Origin of the sequence: Mucilaginibacter arboris (assembly GCF_009754915.1) — a bacterium.
Taxonomy (GTDB): domain Bacteria; phylum Bacteroidota; class Bacteroidia; order Sphingobacteriales; family Sphingobacteriaceae; genus Mucilaginibacter_A; species Mucilaginibacter_A arboris.
This window is the reverse complement of the sequence record NZ_WPIK01000003.1, coordinates 19674-38904: the sequence shown is the minus strand read 5'-3', so window position 1 is coordinate 38904 and position 19231 is coordinate 19674. Positions and strand designations below refer to the sequence as shown.

Here is a 19231-nt window from a genome sequence, read left to right as displayed (position 1 = left end):
GAAAAACTACGGGGACTTATCTGTAGAAATGGAAATTTTCTGACGATAAAAGAAGCATCAGCAAAAAGCCGGGCGAAATCAGTTGTCGCTTAACATGATTTCTTTGGCCATCCGCATGGGTACGCTGATGTATTTTTTCTCCATGTAATTGATAATCTTTTCCAGCACCTCGCGGGATTGATCGTCCATAGATCGAATTTCATCTGCAAAAACAGAATCAACCGCTCTTTTGCGTATTTCCTTAATTTTTTCCGGCACCGCGCGCATCGCCAGTTCTATACGGCGTTGTTTTAAAACCGGAATAAATTCGATGATGTTTTGTTCGATAATTTTTTCTGCATGGATCAATTCCTGGCAGCGTTCCTGCAAATTGCTTTTAGAAAGCTCGTTCAGCGTATGCACTTCAATATAATTGACCGGAAACTGCTCAATTACTTCGGCAGTAGTATCATTCGGAATGGCCAAGTCAACAATTGTTTTACGGTTTGTTTCGCCGTTTAACAATGTTTTATAGATTTCTTTGGTGATGATCGGCTCGACTGAAGAAGTACAGGTAATGATCACATCGAAACCTTCCTGATAGTTGGCCAGATCTGCCAAATCATAAGCTTTTCCCTTCAGTTCGGCGGCCAGGGCTTCTGCCTTAGATTTTGTACGGTTAAAAACAGCAAAGTTGGAATACTTGTGCTTTTGCAGATACTTGGAAATATTTTTGTTGGTTTCGCCTGCGCCAATAATTAGTATTCGTGCGTTCGATGTTAAAGCAAGTTCCCGTAATTTTCGGTAAGCCAAAGAAACCACAGAGATTGGGTTGCGGGAAATATTGGTATCGGTATAAACTTCTTTAGCCGCTTTTACAACATGGTTCATCACCAATCGCAAATAATCTCCGGTTAAGTGCGCCGAACGGCAGCATTCATAAGCTTTACGCATTTGGGCCAAAATCTCCTTTTCGCCAACTACCAAACTTTCCATCGAGCAGGAAGTGCGCAATAAATGGTTTAAAGCTTCCTTTTCTTCGTAAATAGAAGCGCCGGAAATAAAGGTTTCGAGAAAATGCGGACAAAGGCCAATGTTAAGAAAACCAATAAATTCGCGTGCAAAGTTTTTATCAACTACCTGCGATGTAGCCATCACAAATTCAACACGGTTGCAGGTGGCTAAATAAAAAATTTCCGGTATTTGGAAATGCCCTTTAGCTTCTTGTAACTTGGCAGTCAGATTTTCCTGACAAATAACCAGTTTCCCGAGTTCTTTCAGTTCAATCTGTTTGTGTGTAAAGGCAATAACTTTTAAATACTTCAAGGCCGCTGTTCTAAAGACTGACAAAAGTAAGCAACAGCAGGTGGCTGATGTGTCAGCACTTTGTCAAACACATGTATTTAGAATGGGTTTAAATTGTAGTAAAAATAAAGGTTTTTACAATTAACTGATTTCCCTATTGCACAAAATCTATAAGCTTGCCTATGTTAAGCTTTAAAAAAATCAGTTTAATCCTTTTAATTGCCTTGTATCTCGTGGCCGGAAGCAATCATTTCGTTCATCCCGCAGCTTATTTAAAACTGATACCGCCATATCTTCCTCTTCCAAAAGTTTTAAATTTATTGGCCGGCTTTTTTGAGATCCTTTTTGGGTTGATGCTGATTTTTAAACCAACCAGAAAATACGCCGTTTATGGTATTATTTTAATGCTCCTTGCTTTTATTCCGGCACATATTTACATGGTCCAACTTGCTCCTTTTATGCTTGGAAATTTAGCGGTTACCAAAACAGGTGCTTGGGTCCGGTTGCCTTTACAAGCTATTTTAATTGCCTGGGCTTACTGGCACCGGAAAGATTAACATCAAACAACAATTTTAGGTTGATAAAAGAAGCATTGTTTTTTCTGTAATACTAAACTCGTTTCGGTATCCCTCGTGAAAAGCATTTTGTATGGTCCAGCATGAGGGATCCTGAAACAAGTTTAGGATGACAATAACATAAAAACAAATTTTTACCCGATAAAAGAAGCATTCAACATGACAGATTACATCAAACAAGAAACTTTTTTAATTCCCGGCGCTTCCGGCAGAAATATGCTTGCCGATCTAACTTTTGATATACGCAACCGGGAAGCACCATTGGTAATTTTTGCACATGGTTTTAAAGGGTTTAAAGACTGGGGAACGCATAATTTAGTGGCCCGGTACTTTGCAGAATATGGTTTCCGTTTCTTGAAATTCAACTTCTCACACAACGGAACAACACCAGAACATCCTTTAGATTTTGTTGACCTGGAAGCCTTTAGCAACAATACTTTTTCTAAACAACTGGAAGATTTAAAATTGGTAATTGATTTTGCAACGAACGGTTCCAATTTTTTGCCGGTAAAAACAGTATTCCTGATTGGGCACAGCAAGGGCGGCGGCATCAGCATTATTAAAACTGCTGAAGATGAACGCGTTAAAAAATTAATTACCTGGGCTTCTGTTGCAGATTTTCATAACTTATGGCCAAAAGAGGCAGAAGCACAATGGCGGTTAACCGGAAAACAATACTTCATCAATTCGCGCACTAACCAGCAATTGCCTGTAAAAGCAACCTTGCTGGATGATCTTGGCCAAAATCAAAAACGCTTAAATATTTTTTTAGCTGCTGCCGAAATTAAACAACCCTGGCTTATTGTTCATGGAGATACTGACCCTACAGTAAACATCAGCCATGCCTTGGAATTGAAAGACAAGCAGCCAAATGCAGAACTGGTTATTGTGCCGGAAGCTAACCATACTTTTAATTCTGCGCATCCTTATTTTGAGGATGTGCTTCCTGCTGCTTTGAAGGAAGTTTGTGAAAAGTGTGTGGAGTTTTTGAGAGATTAGTTATCCTATCAAAACAGTACTGCACTATTAGGCGTGTTACTGAAATTGCTTCACCCAAACAAAAATAGACACTGATTTTTAGGTGGTAAAAGAAGCATCAGCTACCAAAACTTTACTAATTTTAATGTTATTTTTGATTGAACAAATTACCTGCCATGCAATTAAGCGACCTGGATTTTGATAAAACGTATACCTACGCGGATTATTTGCAATGGACATTTGAAGACCGCCTGGAAATTTTAAAAGGTAAATTATTTAAGATGACACCGGCGCCGGGCAGATTTCATCAAAGATTATCAGGAATACTTTTTAAAAAGTTCTCTATATTTTTAGAACGGAAACCTTGCCATGTTTATTCAGCGCCTTTTGATGTGCGGTTTTCCAGAAAAAACGCTTCTGATGAAACCATTACAACTGTTCTACAACCGGATATTTCTGTGATTTGTGATTTAAGCAAGTTGGATGACCGCGGCTGTATCGGCACACCGGATATTGTTGTAGAAATCCTTTCACCCGGAAATAACAAAAAAGAACTCCGGAACAAATACGAAATTTACGAGGAAGCAGGCGTTCAGGAATATTGGATTGTTTGGCCTGTTTCGCAATCGTTTTTAAAATACACTTTGAATGAAGCAGGAAAATATATTCCTTCTAAAGTTTTAACTTCAGGTGATGAAGTGACTACGCCCGTTCTACCGGGTTTTGTTCTGAATTTAGAGGAGGTTTTTGAGGAAGCGAGTTTATAAAATATAGAAGCTATGGAAAATCAGCCAATCGCCCGTTTAACCTTCACCTGTAACCGTAGCTGGGAAGAAATGATAGTTGTAAAAGACGGACGTTTTTGCAACAACTGCCAGAAAACAGTTATTGATTTTACCAATAAAACTCCTGATGAAATTGCCGCTTATTTAATGAGCAGTACAACTAAAGTTTGCGGAAGGTTTCAACAATCTCAATTAGCTCCTTCCCCGCCAAAAACTTTTTGGAAACGCTGGCTTTCTGCTGCGGCCATATTTGCTGTTTTTATGGGGATAAAAGAAGCATCGGCACAAAAAGTTGTTCAGTCAGATTCAGCCTCAAATCAACATAATGATATTGTAAGCTTTGGAGTTGTTGAAAAATTGCCTATGTTTCCGGGAGGAGAAGAAGCCTTCGGTGCTTATCTGCATAAAAATCTTGATTGTCCTAAAGGTATAAAAGGAAGATTGATAACTTCTTTTGTGGTAGAAAAAGATGGCTCCTTAACAGAAATCAGAGTTTTAAAAGGATTAAGCAAAGAAGCTGATGAGGAAGCCATAAGAGTTCTGAAAGCAAGTCCGAAATGGCAACCGGGTAGTCAAAGTGGTATTTTAACAAGGACAGCTTATACGATACCAATCAATTTTAACCAGTAACCTTACATTAATCTGATCTTTAAAAACTGAACAAATCTAAATTGTTTCCTGTTAACCTATTAAAATAATAGAGAAACAATGAGCACATCATTCAAAACAACTTATACCATTGGTGGCGATTTAACTGTAAACCGTTTAGGTTACGGCGCTATGCGGATCACCGGAAAAGGTATTTGGGGACCGCCGAAAGATAAAGCAGAAGCTATCCGGGTTTTACAAAAAGCGGTCGAATTAGGCGTAAATTTTATTGATACAGCCGATAGCTATGGCCCGCATGTATCAGAAGAACTGATTGCAGAAGCACTTCATCCTTATGCTGATGGATTGGTAATTGCAACCAAAGGCGGTTTAACACGAACAGGGCCAGACCAATGGCCAATTAATTCAAGCCCGGAGCATTTAAAAGAGGCTCTGGAAGGAAGTTTGAAACGCCTGAAATTAGAGCAAATTGATTTGTACCAATTGCACCGCATAGATCCGAATGTGCCTTTTGAAGATTCGCTGGAGTTTTTGAAAAATGCACAGCAGGAAGGTAAAATCAAACATATCGGCTTATCTGAAGTAAGTGTTGAAGACATTAAAAAAGCGCAGCAATATGTAAAGATCGTTTCGGTACAGAACATGTACAGTGTGGATAACCGCAAATGGGAAGCCGAATTAAAATATTGTGCAGATAACCAGATTGCTTTTATTCCCTGGTTTCCGTTAAACGGCGGGAACGAAGAAGGAATGAAAAAAATTACGGCTTTGGCACAAAAAAAGAATGCAACTGTACAACAGATTGCATTAAGTTGGTTATTGCACCATTCCCCCAATATTTTGCTGATCCCTGGCACTTCAAGTGTGAACCATTTGGAGGAAAATATGAAAACTTTATCGGTGGAACTAAATCAGGAAGATTTAAGCGAACTGGAAACTTTATCAGCATAAAAAACAGCCAGGCGGGGATTTTAAATGACAGGTAAGAAAATCCTGGATTTGTTAAACGATTTGCTTTTTAATAAAGGGGACGGAACTTCCGTCCCCTTCTGGAATCGTTTAAAAAATTAACACTGTCTGGTTTTTATAGGAAATTATTGGTTTTACAATTGAATAGTTATAGCTGTCGGGCAATTCTCCCGGATTACATTTTTACATAAGTAAGCTTTGCGGTATTTACGGCAGCAGCAGTTTCAGGATCTGTTGGTGCATAGTAAGAGCTGAAGGTAAGGATGTCGGTCTGTTTCAGCATCTGGTTCAATACCATTGTTGCATCTGCTAATGAATTGTATTGTTTTTGGTAGATGAAAGAACGGGTGATGCGTTTTTTTACAAATATTTTGTTGTTGATCAGCGTGTCTTTGCTGCTGTGGATTACAATGTTGTTCAGGTTATCATCGACCCAATTGGTGGCGTTCACACCATATTTTGTCATGGAGTGGTAATCGAAGTTGGAAAGCTGTGTGCCAGAAAAATCTTCTTTTAAGTGTACCGCCCAGCTTTGTCCCAGTTTGTCCGAATCCAAAAGCAGCGTCACGTCTTCGTTATAAATAAGGTTTAGCATATTAGCCGTAACAGACATTTTAACAACCTGGCCGGTAGTTTTGATGTTCAGGGCAGCGTAAGTTCCGGTAACCGGAAGGGAAGTTGGAGGGGTAGTGCCTTTGTCTTTTTTGCAGGAAACGAATGCCAGGGCAGAAAGGGCGAAGAGTAATACTTTTTTCATGACGGTGCTTTTTTAATTTTTTAAACTTTTTGTTGATTGATCCCGCAGAGGGATAGCCAATAAAAATGCCAGGGGAAGGCACAGCAAAACCGCATGCTTCTTTTACCAGGCAAAAATCAGCAGAGAGTTAATAGCGGCAACAGCAAAAGGTTTCGTGCCAGGAAAAACCCGACAGCACCAAGCAATAAGAAAAGAAATAAAATAAATGCTAAGGCAGGTTTATTAAAACAGAAGAAAAGTTAACCGTAAACCATCAACCCAAAAAGAAGGAAAATAAATATTGAAAGGTGTAGATTTTTAAGGCAAAGAAATTTGAAAAGTAACCAATTGGGGAATTTTGGGAAAACTTTCCTATTACAAACGTTCCATCTGTTCCACACCCTATAGAAATAGAAAACGGTTTCCCTGTTCTTTAAGTTTAACTAAAAACTACCGGTAAAAGAAGCATTAATCCAGGTTATACTCAGAGCGCGGGTCTTCAGGTAAGATTTCCATTTCGGGATAACCAATATATTTTGCATACCATTGGATGGCAGCTGCAACATCCAGGGCATCTTCCGATTTAATGTTGATGGTTTCAAAAGCAAGCGGGTTTCCATGGTCATCTGCATATAACTGTATTTCATCCGGATGCGGCTTGAAATCAACCTGGTTTAAACAATAAACCATAATTTTCAGATCAGTGTCTCTGGAACGGATAATATCGCGGCAGGCATCCTTAGGATCTTTCACTAAAAAAAATACGTTCCTATTCATATTGGGTTAACATTAAACAGTAAAGAATAGTTTCTGCAAAAAGCTTCCGTTTTTACTTAACCTTGCTTATTTAACAATTAACCTTATTTTATAGATGTATTTTTTCACAACTATTATTACCTTTTAATACAGGCAACGCTATGCTTCTTTTATCCCACAAAAAAATAACCGAAAATAATTTTCGTACTTGTTTAAATGCTGAAGTTGTTTAAACTTTTAGGCTTCGTTTAAATAGGTACAAGGCCCTTCGATATGTTCAGGACCGTGCCCATGCTTCTTTTACCGGATAAAAACTGGTGTTTGCCTGCATTTAAATAATCAAAAAAACAATGGTTAACATTTTTAGGTGATAAAAGAAGCATCAGCCTAAAAAAATCAAAAATCCAAGGGCCAGCATTTTTAGGCGATAAAAGAAGCATCGACCCAAAAATCAAAACCTGAGCATTAAGGCCTGTTTAAAATTTATTCCGCAATTTTTTGTATGCTTCTTTTTTTGGCTAAAGCCGCTGCCTGTGTTTCTACCACCCACGGCCTGAAGGCCGTGGCAATTTTAAAGCGTAGTTTTTACGACAACCTTTGTTTACCAATGCTGGATTGCCCTGTGCGGACAGGACGCCCGGGCCATGTTCTAATTGCGGTTGCCACGGCCTTCAGGCCGTGGACAAAGGATAAGCGGCAACAGGCTTTAGCCAAAACCACAAAACATTTAAAAAATCATGGCATAAAAGGGCATCAAACAAAAAGACAAAATTTAAACAGGCCCTAACATTTTTGAGGTGATAAAAGAAACATCAACTACAGAAATTAAAAACCAGCTGTTAATATTTTTAAGCGATAAAAGAAGCATCAACCCAAAAAAAAGCGGGCCAGAAAAAAATTTAAACAACTTCGCTGTTTAATTTTTAGCCCTCAGATTGTTAATACTTCTTTTATCGCTTAAAATACCTCACCTAAATTAACAAAAAAACCTTGCGAGCTGTTGCCAATGCCGTAATCGATACACAAGTTGGTGTTAGAGTGCTTGTTAAACTTAATTCTTAACCCTGGCCCATAGCCGGGTAATATTCTTTGAAATTTACTATCCTGATAACTTGAAAAGCTTTCTAAGTTTGTAAATACCACGCCACCTAACAAGCCATTCCTGGTAATGTTAAAACGATATTCGCCCTCCAGGTACAACATACCGTTGCCTCTAAACCTTCCCTGCGGATACCCTCTTCCGGTATTTCCGTTTGTGTCCCAGCCCGTGCTTGGCAAATCAAGATAAGGTGGATGTCCGTTCAAGATAAGCCAGTCAAGCATCCAAAAAGCAAGTATATTATTAGATTTTTCTCCAACTTTAAAATACTTTCTAAAATCGAATGTTAAAGATTGCCAGTTGGAATCACTTCCTAAAAACTGAAAGTTAGAGCGGTAAATAGCATTGGCGTAAACCCCGTTTAAAGGGTTAACAGGATTTTTTCTGTTGTCAAACAACAAATTATAAGTTAAGCCTGATGACCTTGACTTGGAATTTAAACCATAGATTTTAAAATCAGAAATAGTTTTATCGGCATTTCCGGTTTGGGTTATGTGATAATGATAATCAAAATTATATCCAAACCCGGTATAAAGACTGGAATAAATTTTTCTAAGAACAGTTTGATAAAACCGAAAGTAGGAATAATTGATCAGGTTGGTTTCGCCCTCTGTAGTTAAACTTCCTAACCCAAATGTGCTTTCAGGATATTTAAGGAAACGCCAGTCGCCAATGTAATTATAATTAAGATTTTTAGACCAGATATTAGTGTTGGTATGAAATAAAAATTGCTTATGCTGATCGTAAGTGACGTTAGAAAATGCGGTAGAAAGTTTTTCGGTACTGTTTTTATCCGTATAAAAAACAACGTTTCCAGACAAGTCTGCAGCAAAACCTGTTGACAAGGTATAGCCGGCAGAAGGGACAAGCGAAAAATTAAACTGTTTGGAAACAGAATCTGTTCTGGCCGGAGGTTTTTTACGAAAAGAACGGATGATATCGATAATATCTTTTTGGGCTACTACCGTGTCTTTTAAAGGGGAAGTACTTCTATTCTCCAAACAGTAGGTTTTTTCCTTTGCAAGTAAAGTTATTGGATACAGCATCAGGAAGTGGCATAGCCACCAAATTTTTACAGGTTTCAAAAGGGCATGTAATTATTGAACGTGTTTAGAATCGGACATAGAACTTAATTTTGCAGCAATTTAAACTTATTGTTAGGGCTAAAGTAAAGTTGAATTCTGTAAAAATCCTGTGATTTGGTTTAAACAGGATTTTACTTATTAGTTGTACAAAAAGCTAAGCCTTAACTTTTTGTATTTGCTGGCTTATTAATCAAGGATGCTTCTTTTATCACCTAAAACTTATGTTTAATGAATCCTAAAAATGATTTAACAGGCAAAGGATCAGGTAAGTATTTTTAAGCTTACAACTGCTAAAAGTTTTTTAAACCAATTTGATGGCCGGCATAATCAGTCAAAATTTCATTGTTAATAAAAAAATCTATGCTAAAAATAGTACGGTAATCGGCGGTATTGTTTGGGTTTTGTATCGCGGTAAGGTTTGATGTGGTTGTGGTAGTATATTGATAAGTAAAGCCTTTATTGGTAGTAACCGTTACAACAGAATTTGCAGGTAAGCTGCCTACACCGCTGGTAGCTTTTTGATCTTCAATAATTGTGACAGATGGTGTACCGGTATCAAACAAAACCTGGGCAGCGGTGCTTGTGCCGTTATAAGTTATGGTAGCAGGAATATTGGGCGAATACCCGCCAGTTGAACTATAAGTAAGCGGATGCATGATAAACCCGTTGGAAGATAAATCCGCCGAAGTAAGCCCGATAGAAAGCAACCCTGCTACAAAAGTTCCGTTACTGGTAAAGCTTGAAGTATTAAGCGTAGCGAGTTTAAAACCCTTTGTTAAATTAGTACCCGGCGAATAATAACTTAAAGGGCTTGCAATAGCACTGTTGGCATAACTAATACCCGGCCCTACGCCAAATACATCACTGGAATGAGCTGCTAACTTCGTGCCGCTGCCGTCAACAATTTTGTAATATAAAAAAATCGGGACGCGCTTTAATGTGAGATTGCCGTTTTGGTCGCCAATAGTAACATCAGCATAAGCCAAATTGCCGTATTCTTTGGTTGTACTTGTTTTATCGCCATAACTAACAACAGCTTGTTGGGAAGTAACGGTAATACCGTTTACAACCGAATCACCGGTTACCTGAATACCGGAACTGGTAATCATAGAAGCTGGCAAAATACCTGTTGCGTCTATCGTCATCCCGGAAGAACCTGTATCAAAAATACCATAATAAGTTACACTTTGTGTGCCGATCCCTGTAATCGGAATAAATACTCTTTTGTTGCTCCCGCTTCCGGCTTCATACATGCCTAACGTAACCGGAGTGGCAGAAACAGGCTTTGATGCTGTGCTATCTTTTTTACAGGATGATGCAACAAGTATTACAAACAACAAATAAAAAAATTGCGGGGCAATAGCGTATTTATTTTTCATCTTTTTAAGGGATAACTAATCAATGTACGGAATTAAGCAGCAATAAGTTAATTAAGTTTTAAGATTATTAAGAATGAGGTTTTACGCTTCTAAAATCTAATTTTTGCCCTATAAAAAAAGCAATGTGCCGTTAAACAACAGAAATGTATCGATTAGCAGGTTTTAGCGTAACAGCAATTATTAAAAACATTTTTATCTAAAGTAAAGCCTGGCCCAACATTTCGATTTTATTTTAATGATCAGGCCACAATAACAATGCTTCTTTTACCGGATAAAAATCTGCTTGTTTAACTACAAAATAACCTTATTTTGATTGTTGCTAATTTTTTGCCGGTAAAAACAGCCTTTCATTAATAACCGGTTTGTTAAATTATAATGTTCCTGTTGTCTGGCCTCATAATTCATATCCTTTACACTTTATAGAAAAAGGAAGAAAACCTTTCTGTCCTCTTCCTTTAAACAACAACTATTTCACTTATTTTATTGTAAAAGCACGAAACCTAATCTTATAAATTACTGCTTTTGCCAGCAAAAAATATACTGAGGTTTAAAATTCAAATTCATTATCCGGCATACCAATAGGTGCTCCTGGCGGCATTTCAAGCGATGGACCTGGTTGGTATTTATCTGGATTTTTGTGGAAATCTTCAATCTGAGCTAAAGCAAAATACAAGGCAGCTTTTTGTTTTGGTGCTGCCGTGGCTAAACTACTGTTCATCCATTGCTGCAGTTCATTAATTTTTAGCAACGCTTCTCCCCTCACATTTTCTCCGGCACGGTTATCGGCAGCCATTCCCAATAAATATTTTAGGGTGATGTTATCTACCAAAATCTGTAATTCGCCTTTGTACCCTGATACTGCCGGCGCTTTCCAGGTTTGGGTTAGTAATTTATCCAACACTGCTAATAAACCAGGTTGTTTGCTGTCGCGCGCGTTGTATTCAATCAAACGTGCGGCACGTTCCGAGTTCATCAGATAAGATAAAGTAGCATTGGTAGCAGTTTCAGCAGCGCCAATCGGATCAAAAGTAACGCCGGTATGGCCGCCAAAAGTTTCGACGGTGGAAGGATAACCTACCGGACGAGGCGGAATTTTTGCAATCAAAGCTTCGGGAAGTGCCAAAGCATCGGGCGTAATGGTACTCATTAAAGCATCAAAAGCGCGCCATTGTTCTGCCGGTTCTACCATTTTGGTAACAATTTCGCCATCATTTTTTAAAGCATGGGTAAAATACAAACCACCAAGCGAGTTAGAAACCGCTTCGATCTGGTAACGGTGCAACAAATACATCGGCACTAAAACTTCTTCTAAAGTTGCCATCGGTGCATCTTGCCTGATAGCTTTTTCAGAAAAATTATCCAGAACATGACGACGAACAAGCATCAGTTTGTTTAACTGATCTACAGCATTTGCGCCTTCGTCCCACTGATGTGCCAAAGGATGGACTCCGCCGCCAATATCCGGAATAAAGATATGTCCTTGCGCTAAGGTTTCTTTCATGATCTTATCCAGCTCAACATTCTCATTTGTTCCTTTCGGGAATTCTGAATATCCCCACATAATGGCACGTTTATCCCAAGAACCAATCCCGGTAGCGTAAGCATCAGAAACATCGATCGAACCATCAGCTTTCATGGTAAAACGCGGGAAAGGATAATCCATCACCGAAGCCCTACCATGCGTACTGGAAGTAAAATTGTGATACAAACCCAAAGTATGGCCGATCTCGTGAGCAGAAAGCTGACGGATACGTGCCAAAGCCATTTGCTCCAGTTTTGGCGATACTTTTTTACCATCTTCATAAGGTTGAAGCAAGCCTTCGGCGATTAAATAATCCTGACGGTGGCGATCGGAACCTAAAGTAACCACACCTTTTATGATTTCGCCGGTCCGCGGGTCGATATAAGAAGAACCATAAGAAAATGCGCGTTCCGGACTTCCTGAACGGTTTACCCAGTTTACTACGTTGTAACGAATGTCCATTGGGTCGGCGCCTTCCGGCAGCTCTTTTACCTGGAAAGCATTTTTATAGCCTGCTGCTTCAAAAGCCTGGTCCCACCAACTGCCGCCTTCTATCAAAGCTTTTTTAATCAGCGGCGGCGCGCCTCTGTCTATATAATACACAATCGGTTCTACCGGTTCACTCACAGCAGCATTAGGATTTTTCTTTTCTAAGCGATGACGGGCAGTAAACCGTTTAACAAGTGGCTCAGTCATTGGAGCAGAAAAATCGTAATAAGAAAACTGGTTAAATCCAGAACGCGGATCAAATTTCCGTGGTTTAAAGTTGTTATCAGGCAATTCTACAAAAGCCTGGTGCATCCGTACGGTAACTGCAGAAGGATCAGCAGCAATACCGCCGCCGCGGCCAAAACCTCCGCCTCTGCCAGCATTTCCGGTAAAGGTAAGCAACGCTTCAAACTCAGAGTTTTTAGGGAAGTTTTTGGTATTATCCATAAAAACAGCAGAACGCGTTTCATCCAAACGGTAACCGCCGCCAGCAGCGCCGCCAGTAATGCCGCGGTTAGCACTGCGGGAAATAGCAGCACCGGGATTTCCACCGGAAGTGCCTAACACATCACCAATTTTCTGACTGTCACGAATAATAAAAGGCGTTAAATCGATCAGTACTTTATTTCCTTCAACAGCAACTGGCGAAAAACCAAAAACAACAGATTTGGCAAAAGCATTTTCCACGGCTTTCTTTTCATCAGCATTACCATTAACCGAACGGTAATTGGTAACAGGCTGCACTAAAAAAACTTTCGGCCCAACTTTAATAAAACGGGTAATTACAGACGAAGCTTGTCCGCGTTCCGGTCCGCCATTTCCTACGCCATCAATCAGGGAGCTGAAATACAAAAAGTCTTTATCAAAGCTGTTGATCTCCAAATAAACCTTTCCAGCACGTTCATCATAATAAAAGGTATAAAAACCGTCAAACTTTTTGAGGTTTTGTGTGATAGATGTTAGCGTTGCGGCTGGCCGGGCTTCTGTTCCGCGGCCTTCTGCTGAAACTGGCCTGTTTTGGGCCGAAGTGATAGCACTAACCGTAAGCATTGCGGCTGTAGTTAAGGGTAAATAATATTTCATCATTTAATATTTAAACTTTTTTATACTTAATTCTCCAAAAAATAATTTTATCTATTTCCATTCAGAATATTTTGTTATAAAAATCAATAAAATACATTTCTAATCGTTTTTTAAATTTATAAAAACATGTAGTTTTTCGAAAAATACAATAAATTATAAAAAATAATGATAATTTTATTACTTCTTACTTAAAATGTTACAATTTTTAAGAATCAATACTTCTTTTATCAATGGTTTTTAATAATTGGCGAAATTCAATCATCAGAAAAGACTTCTACATCAAACAAAAAGTGCGGCAACGAAAAATATCTGATAAAAGGAGCATCAGCATAAATTAATTTAAACAGTTGTTGTAATGGCAGATCAAATGAATGCTTCTTTTACCGGCTAAAAAATCGTGGAAACAATCCTGCCTGCTGCTTAGACAATCTTCCTAAACAAAACACTATTTTTGCCTGCCGGATTTTAGGTCTGGCTTGTTAAATATGCTTAGTACCGATACTTTATTTCAGCAGGCTACACAATTATTACAGCAGCTGATCGCAACGCCTTCTTTTAGCCGGGAAGAAAATATTACTGCAGAAATTATCAACAGTTTTCTGGTTGCTTACGGCGTTAAAACGCACCGGAAACTGAATAATATTTGGGCCTGGAACAAGCATTTTGATCCGGCCAAACCTACTATTTTATTAAATTCCCATCATGATACTGTTAAGCCAAATTCCGGTTATACACGCGATCCTTATGATGCTAAAATAGAAGAGGGAAAGCTGTTTGGTTTAGGCAGTAATGATGCGGGAGGATGTTTAGTTTCTTTGATCGCCACGTTCTTGTACTATTATAATCAATCTGATTTAAAATATAATTTCTGCCTGGCAACTACTGCGGAAGAAGAAATTTCAGGAAATAACGGACTGGAACTGATTGTGCCAGAACTTGGGAAATTAGATTTTGGGATTGTAGGCGAACCAACTTTAATGCAGTTAGCCATTGCCGAACGAGGTTTGATGGTTTTAGATTGTACAAGTTTCGGCCGTGCCGGACATGCTGCACGGGAAGAAGGCGACAATGCGATTTATAAAGCGATGAAAGATATACAATGGTTCCGCACGTATCGTTTCCCGAAAGAATCGGAAGTTTTCGGGCCGATCAAAATGTCGGTAACCATTATTAATGCTGGTTCGCAGCACAATGTCGTTCCGGCAACTTGTACGTTTACGGTTGATGTGCGCGTTACCGATGCTTACCGGAACGAAGAAGTTTTGGACATGATTAGAGAACAGGTGGATTGCGAAGTAAAACCGCGTTCTATTCGCTTAAAACCTTCTTCTATTCCAAAAGATCATCCAATTGTACAAGCCGGAATTGCTTTGGGAAGAACAACTTACGGCTCGCCTACCACTTCAGATCAATCGCTTTTAGATATTCCTTCCATTAAATTAGGCCCCGGCGATTCCGGGCGCTCGCACATGGCAGATGAATTTGTTTATGTAGATGAAATTAGAGAAGGAATTGAACTGTATATTAAAATGCTGGACCAGTTAGTGAGATGAAAAGATTATGGTTTATAGTTCATGGATCATAGATGATAAAAAATACATGATAAAAACAGTATCTGCAATTTAACATTCGCTCAAAAGAAAACAATGAAAATCTGGCAAAAAAATATTTCTGTAAACCAACTGGTAGAAAACTTTACTGTTGGGCGCGACCGGGAATTCGACCTGCAGTTAGCAGCTTTTGATGTGCTTGGCTCTTTGGCGCACACGCAAATGCTGGAAAGTATTGGTTTGATGAGTGCAGCAGATTTAGCTTCAGTTCAAAAAGAATTGAAAGCTATTTATAAAGAAATTGAAGCCGGAAACTTTACCATTCAACCAGAAGTTGAAGATGTACATTCGCAAGTAGAATGGATGCTAACGCAACGTATCGGCGAAGCAGGAAAGAAAATCCACAGCGGACGATCAAGAAATGACCAGGTTCTGGTTGATCTGAAATTATTCTTCCGCCACGAATTACAGGAAATTGTGGAGCAGGTCCAAACGCTTTTTAACTTACTTATCAAACTAAGCGATCAATATAAAGACATTTTACTTCCGGGTTATACACATTTGCAAATTGCCATGCCATCGTCTTTCGGTTTATGGTTTGGCGCTTATGCCGAAAGTTTGGTGGATGACCTGGAAATGGTTTTGGCAGCTTATAAAATCAGCAATAAAAATCCTTTGGGAGCGGCAGCAGGTTATGGTTCTTCTTTCCCTTTAAACCGAACACTTACCACAAAATTATTAGGTTTTGAAAGCCTGAACTACAATGTAGTTTATGCTTTGATGGGTCGCGGAAAAACAGAACGGATTATCGCTCAGGCTTTGTCTGCCATTGCGGCAACCTTAGCTAAAATGGCAATGGACCAATGCTTGTATTTGAGCCAGAACTTTTCTTTTGTAAGCTATCCCGATCAGTTAACAACTGGTTCAAGCATTATGCCGCATAAAAAAAATCCGGATGTTTGGGAAATTATGCGCGGCAAATGTAACCGCATCCAGGCTTTGCCAAATGATATCGCTTTGATGACGACAAATCTTCCTTCCGGTTATCATCGTGATCTGCAACTGTTAAAAGAAACCTTATTTCCTGCTTTTACAGATTTAAAAGAATGTTTGCACATGGCAACTTTTATGCTGGAAAATATCACGGTAAAAGAAGCAATTCTGGAAGATGAGCGTTATAAATATTTATTCAGCGTAGAAGAAACAAACCGTTTGGTTTTAAGCGGCGTCCCTTTCCGCGAAGCTTATAAACAAATTGGCGCCGCAATTGAGAATGCTTCTTTTAACCCGCAAAAAACGGTAAACCATACACACGAAGGAAGCATTGGTAATTTATGCAATGAGGAAATAACAGAATGTATGCAGGATGTGCTGCAGCAGTTTCCGTTTAAAAAGGTAAATGCGGCGGTGCAGCAATTATTAAGTTAATGGGCGAACAAGGCAACGAGTATATTTTTGTACAGCACTTGTAGGCCAAGGCGGTTCGTGACGTTTAAAATATATCTATCTTTATAAAAACAAGCGGCGATGGAAGCACTAGAATTTATAACAAAATTAAAAGATAATCAAATCCTTGTTCCCCCAAACATACAATCAGCCTTAGAAAGCAACAAAGACAAGGAGATAAGGGTTATTGTTTTAATAGAAGATAATGGCACGCATACTTTCCATCATCATGATCCAATTGTACAACAAACGGTACAAGAGCAATTCTTAAAAGGATACGCTGATTCCGATTCAATTTACGATAACTCTATTTAATAATTGGATAAATTGAATTTCGGCGATATTCTGTTATTAAAATTTCCTTTTACCGATGGGCATACGTACAAAAGAAGGCCTGCTCTCCTTATCAATAATTGCGATGACGGAGATATTATTGTTTGCAGGATAACCAGTAAGATTTATGATACTCCTCAAGATGTTTTAATAAATGAGTGGGAGAAATGCGGCCTAAAACTGCCCTCTATTTGTTCGTGTACATAAAATTGCAACATTAGAAAAAGGATTAGTTGAGTTGATTATTGGCAAAATTGATGAAGCCTTAAAAATAAAGATCAAATCAATACTTGTTAATTTAACTGAATAAAGTTTTAGTTTTTCCGTTATCCAACCGGATTTATCTTATATCAAACTTCAATTCATTCTTTTAGATTGGCAACCCGAATAATTTTACAACAATAAAAGTAAATTTAATGAACGGACAAAACAGAAGTAACATTTATGCAGGACTGGAGGTTGACATTATCCTGAAAAAAGATCAGCGAAGCGGAAAACGCACACGCGGGATTGTAAAGGATTTATTGACAAGTTCTACCTTTCATTCCCGCGGCATAAAAGTACGCTTGGAAGACGGGCAGGTTGGACGCGTGGTTGAGGTTGTGGAGGAAGATTGAAAGGTTACAAAATAAATTATACATTTAGAAACTATTTTCTCAACAATCATTTCCAATGAGAAAACTAAACTTAATTTTTAAAAATCCTGCGGCTTTAACAATTGCGAAAATAGCAGTTGTTTTGTTTTTGATAGACTTGATAAAGAAGGTTTTCGGTATAAGTTTCAGTTTATCTGGTGTTCATTCTGTGGCGTACAATTTAGGGTTAACAATGGGTACAATTACAAGCATCGCTATCAAAATATTTGGGGCAATTGTAATTTTAAGAATTCTTTTTACTACAAAGGGTTTTACTTTGAAAAATTATAGTAGAAGTTAACAATAGACCGCTTGTCAAAAGGTTAGAAATTTATTCTACTATAAAGTGGATTGATATCCCCATGAAACCAATAACAAATTAGAAGTATGAACGATTGGAAAGTAATCAAAAGCGAAATAGCGTATAAGAAAGCCCTTGAACGTACAATCAGCATTTTTCATGCTGAACCAGGAACTCCTGAATTTGAAGAATTGGAGCAACTGTTAATACTGGTTAAGGACTACGAAGACAAATATATTTTGTTGTAAAAGTAGTTTTAGTTGAGAATTCGTAATACAAATTATCCAACTCAATTTTTAGGGCGATTTATATTTTTACATCCTTTTGCTCAAAATCAATCTCAAGATAACTCCTTTTAAAATTTCTGGTAAAAGTCCGTCAATAAATGTTTTGCCAAAGGCCATAAGTCTAAAATCGAGCCAGTTATTTTGATTATAACAATCATTAATAAAACATGAATAATAGCTTTTAATCTTGGTTTATTTTTATACTTAATTAGTGACGTGTTAAAATTCATTTATTCATCTAATTTTATTTAAGACTAAATTAAAACGTTTTATCGATTTAAGAAAACAATTTAATTTTTATCCCACAAAAAAAGCCGCTTCTTTAACAGAAGCAGCTTTTCTCAACGATTAATGATTATTATATCTTGGATTAGATAACTTGTACATTTACCGCGTTCAGGCCTTTTTTGCCACGTTCAACATCGTATTTTACTTTGTCGTTTTCGCGGATCTGATCAATCAGGCCGGAAGAGTGAACGAATACATCTTCTTCACCTGCGTTTTCCGGAATAATAAATCCGAAGCCTTTTGTTTCGTTAAAAAATTTAACTGTACCTTCTTTTTGCATTGTAATTTGTATTTATAATTCTGCTAAGGTATAGATTAAATATCGTAACTACTATTTATTTTACAGTAAAGTTTACTAAGTAATCACCCCAAGATAGAGATACTTTACCACTTTTGTCAATGGTGTAAGTAACTTTCTCTGCAAATGACGGTGCTTTTTTCTCCTTCACTTTTACTTGCAAAGCGTCCTCACCTTTGTTTTTTTCATAGTCAAAAGCACCCCAGGTTTTCCAGGTTTTGTTGAAGATCAAAGTCCACTCGTTACCATTTTTAATAGTAAAAAAAGCATATTTACCAGCAGGCAAGGCTTTTCCTTCAACCTTCACATCTTTACTTACAATAAAAGAAGTGGCTTCGTTGGCACCGGCACGCCAAACTTTTCCTTCCATCGGCTCTAAATCTTTGCCAATCGTACGGCCTTTAACAGAAGGGCGACTGTAATCAATTTCAATGTTTACACCATTTGCGGTAGTTGTTTTAACGGTATCAGGCAAACTTGGGCGAGGTTTGTTTTTATCCTGCGCGTTTGCAGAATAAGTTGTAAACAAGGCGCCTGTTAGCAGGCACAGTAATAATTTTTTCATGGTTGGTTCTTCTATTTTGTTAAACGAAGATGCAGAAAATTTATGGAAGGAAATAAATTTTGCTAAAGGAAATGGTGCATAAAAGCATTTAATCAGTTTAATTTGCTTTGTAAATTTTTACCTTGTAAAAGAAGCATTACATAAGTTATTGGTTGCTTTTACATCAAACTTAATCTTGT

20 protein-coding genes are annotated in these 19231 nt (G+C 38.1%); 12 read left to right on the top strand and 8 right to left on the bottom strand.

The window, feature by feature from the left end; all coding sequences use genetic code 11:
* Window positions 1-78 precede the first annotated feature (78 nt).
* Window positions 79-1305 (bottom strand): glutamyl-tRNA reductase, encoded by a 1227-nt coding sequence (gene hemA / locus GO621_RS03400; protein WP_157564204.1) that lies wholly within the window; start codon window positions 1303-1305, stop codon window positions 79-81.
* A gap of 161 nt (window positions 1306-1466) precedes the next feature.
* Here hemA and GO621_RS03395 point away from each other — a divergent pair, with 161 nt between their 5' ends.
* From GO621_RS03395 to GO621_RS03375, 5 genes are all read left to right on the top strand, one after another.
* Window positions 1467-1841 carry a DoxX family protein gene (locus GO621_RS03395; RefSeq protein ID WP_157564202.1) on the top strand — a complete coding sequence of 125 codons (375 nt, stop codon included), beginning with the start codon at window positions 1467-1469 and terminating at the stop codon, window positions 1839-1841.
* Between the two features lie 177 nt (window positions 1842-2018).
* Window positions 2019-2858 (top strand): alpha/beta hydrolase family protein, encoded by an 840-nt coding sequence (locus GO621_RS03390; protein ID WP_157564200.1) that lies wholly within the window; start codon window positions 2019-2021, stop codon window positions 2856-2858.
* Window positions 2859-2995: 137 nt separating this feature from the next.
* Window positions 2996-3604 (top strand): Uma2 family endonuclease, encoded by a 609-nt coding sequence (locus GO621_RS03385; protein WP_232335581.1) that lies wholly within the window; start codon window positions 2996-2998, stop codon window positions 3602-3604.
* A gap of 12 nt (window positions 3605-3616) precedes the next feature.
* Complete coding sequence (locus GO621_RS03380; RefSeq protein WP_157564198.1) at window positions 3617-4252, top strand: energy transducer TonB; 636 nt, start codon at window positions 3617-3619, stop codon at window positions 4250-4252.
* A 78-nt stretch (window positions 4253-4330) separates the two neighbouring features.
* Window positions 4331-5182, top strand: coding sequence for an aldo/keto reductase (locus tag GO621_RS03375; RefSeq protein ID WP_157564197.1), 852 nt, complete (start codon window positions 4331-4333; stop codon window positions 5180-5182).
* A 193-nt stretch (window positions 5183-5375) separates the two neighbouring features.
* Here the strand turns inward: GO621_RS03375 and GO621_RS03370 are convergent, their stop codons facing one another.
* From GO621_RS03370 to GO621_RS03350, 5 genes are all read right to left on the bottom strand, one after another.
* Window positions 5376-5957, bottom strand: a complete 582-nt coding sequence (locus GO621_RS03370) for a hypothetical protein (protein WP_157564195.1) — start codon at window positions 5955-5957, stop codon at window positions 5376-5378.
* Between the two features lie 447 nt (window positions 5958-6404).
* A complete protein-coding gene (locus tag GO621_RS03365; protein ID WP_157564193.1) occupies window positions 6405-6689 on the bottom strand; it encodes a hypothetical protein in 285 nt (94 codons plus the stop codon).
* A 960-nt stretch (window positions 6690-7649) separates the two neighbouring features.
* Complete coding sequence (locus GO621_RS03360) at window positions 7650-8792, bottom strand: BamA/TamA family outer membrane protein (protein ID WP_157564191.1); 1143 nt, start codon at window positions 8790-8792, stop codon at window positions 7650-7652.
* A gap of 374 nt (window positions 8793-9166) precedes the next feature.
* Window positions 9167-10255 carry a pepsin/retropepsin-like aspartic protease family protein gene (locus GO621_RS03355; protein WP_157564189.1) on the bottom strand — a complete coding sequence of 363 codons (1089 nt, stop codon included), beginning with the start codon at window positions 10253-10255 and terminating at the stop codon, window positions 9167-9169.
* Between the two features lie 547 nt (window positions 10256-10802).
* Window positions 10803-13352 carry a zinc-dependent metalloprotease gene (locus tag GO621_RS03350; protein ID WP_198170117.1) on the bottom strand — a complete coding sequence of 850 codons (2550 nt, stop codon included), beginning with the start codon at window positions 13350-13352 and terminating at the stop codon, window positions 10803-10805.
* Between the two features lie 482 nt (window positions 13353-13834).
* On the opposite strand from GO621_RS03350, the gene GO621_RS03345 reads away from it, so the two are divergent.
* The 7 genes from GO621_RS03345 to GO621_RS03315 all read left to right on the top strand — a co-directional run bounded on the left by GO621_RS03345 (window position 13835) and on the right by GO621_RS03315 (window position 17862).
* Window positions 13835-14902, top strand: coding sequence for a M20 family metallo-hydrolase (locus GO621_RS03345; protein ID WP_157564187.1), 1068 nt, complete (start codon window positions 13835-13837; stop codon window positions 14900-14902).
* A gap of 93 nt (window positions 14903-14995) precedes the next feature.
* Window positions 14996-16327 (top strand): argininosuccinate lyase, encoded by a 1332-nt coding sequence (gene argH / locus GO621_RS03340; RefSeq protein WP_157564185.1) that lies wholly within the window; start codon window positions 14996-14998, stop codon window positions 16325-16327.
* Window positions 16328-16426: 99 nt separating this feature from the next.
* Window positions 16427-16660, top strand: a complete 234-nt coding sequence (locus GO621_RS03335; RefSeq protein ID WP_157564183.1) for a hypothetical protein — start codon at window positions 16427-16429, stop codon at window positions 16658-16660.
* Window positions 16661-16663: 3 nt separating this feature from the next.
* Entirely contained in the window at window positions 16664-16885 is a 222-nt protein-coding gene (locus GO621_RS19350; protein ID WP_157564181.1) for a type II toxin-antitoxin system PemK/MazF family toxin, read from the top strand.
* Window positions 16886-17094: 209 nt separating this feature from the next.
* The gene (locus GO621_RS03325) at window positions 17095-17295 is read left to right on the top strand and encodes a YwbE family protein (RefSeq protein WP_157564179.1); all 201 of its coding nucleotides are present in this window, start codon (window positions 17095-17097) and stop codon (window positions 17293-17295) included.
* Between the two features lie 55 nt (window positions 17296-17350).
* Entirely contained in the window at window positions 17351-17614 is a 264-nt protein-coding gene (locus GO621_RS03320) for a hypothetical protein (protein WP_157564177.1), read from the top strand.
* 86 nt (window positions 17615-17700) lie between these two features.
* Window positions 17701-17862, top strand: coding sequence for a transcriptional regulator (locus tag GO621_RS03315; RefSeq protein WP_157564176.1), 162 nt, complete (start codon window positions 17701-17703; stop codon window positions 17860-17862).
* 409 nt (window positions 17863-18271) lie between these two features.
* On the opposite strand, the gene GO621_RS03310 is transcribed toward GO621_RS03315, so the two are convergent.
* Together GO621_RS03310 and GO621_RS03305 are read right to left on the bottom strand one after the other, a co-directional pair.
* Window positions 18272-18469, bottom strand: coding sequence for a cold-shock protein (locus tag GO621_RS03310; RefSeq protein ID WP_157564174.1), 198 nt, complete (start codon window positions 18467-18469; stop codon window positions 18272-18274).
* Between the two features lie 55 nt (window positions 18470-18524).
* Window positions 18525-19052, bottom strand: a complete 528-nt coding sequence (locus GO621_RS03305; RefSeq protein WP_157564170.1) for a DUF2911 domain-containing protein — start codon at window positions 19050-19052, stop codon at window positions 18525-18527.
* Window positions 19053-19231 lie beyond the last annotated feature (179 nt).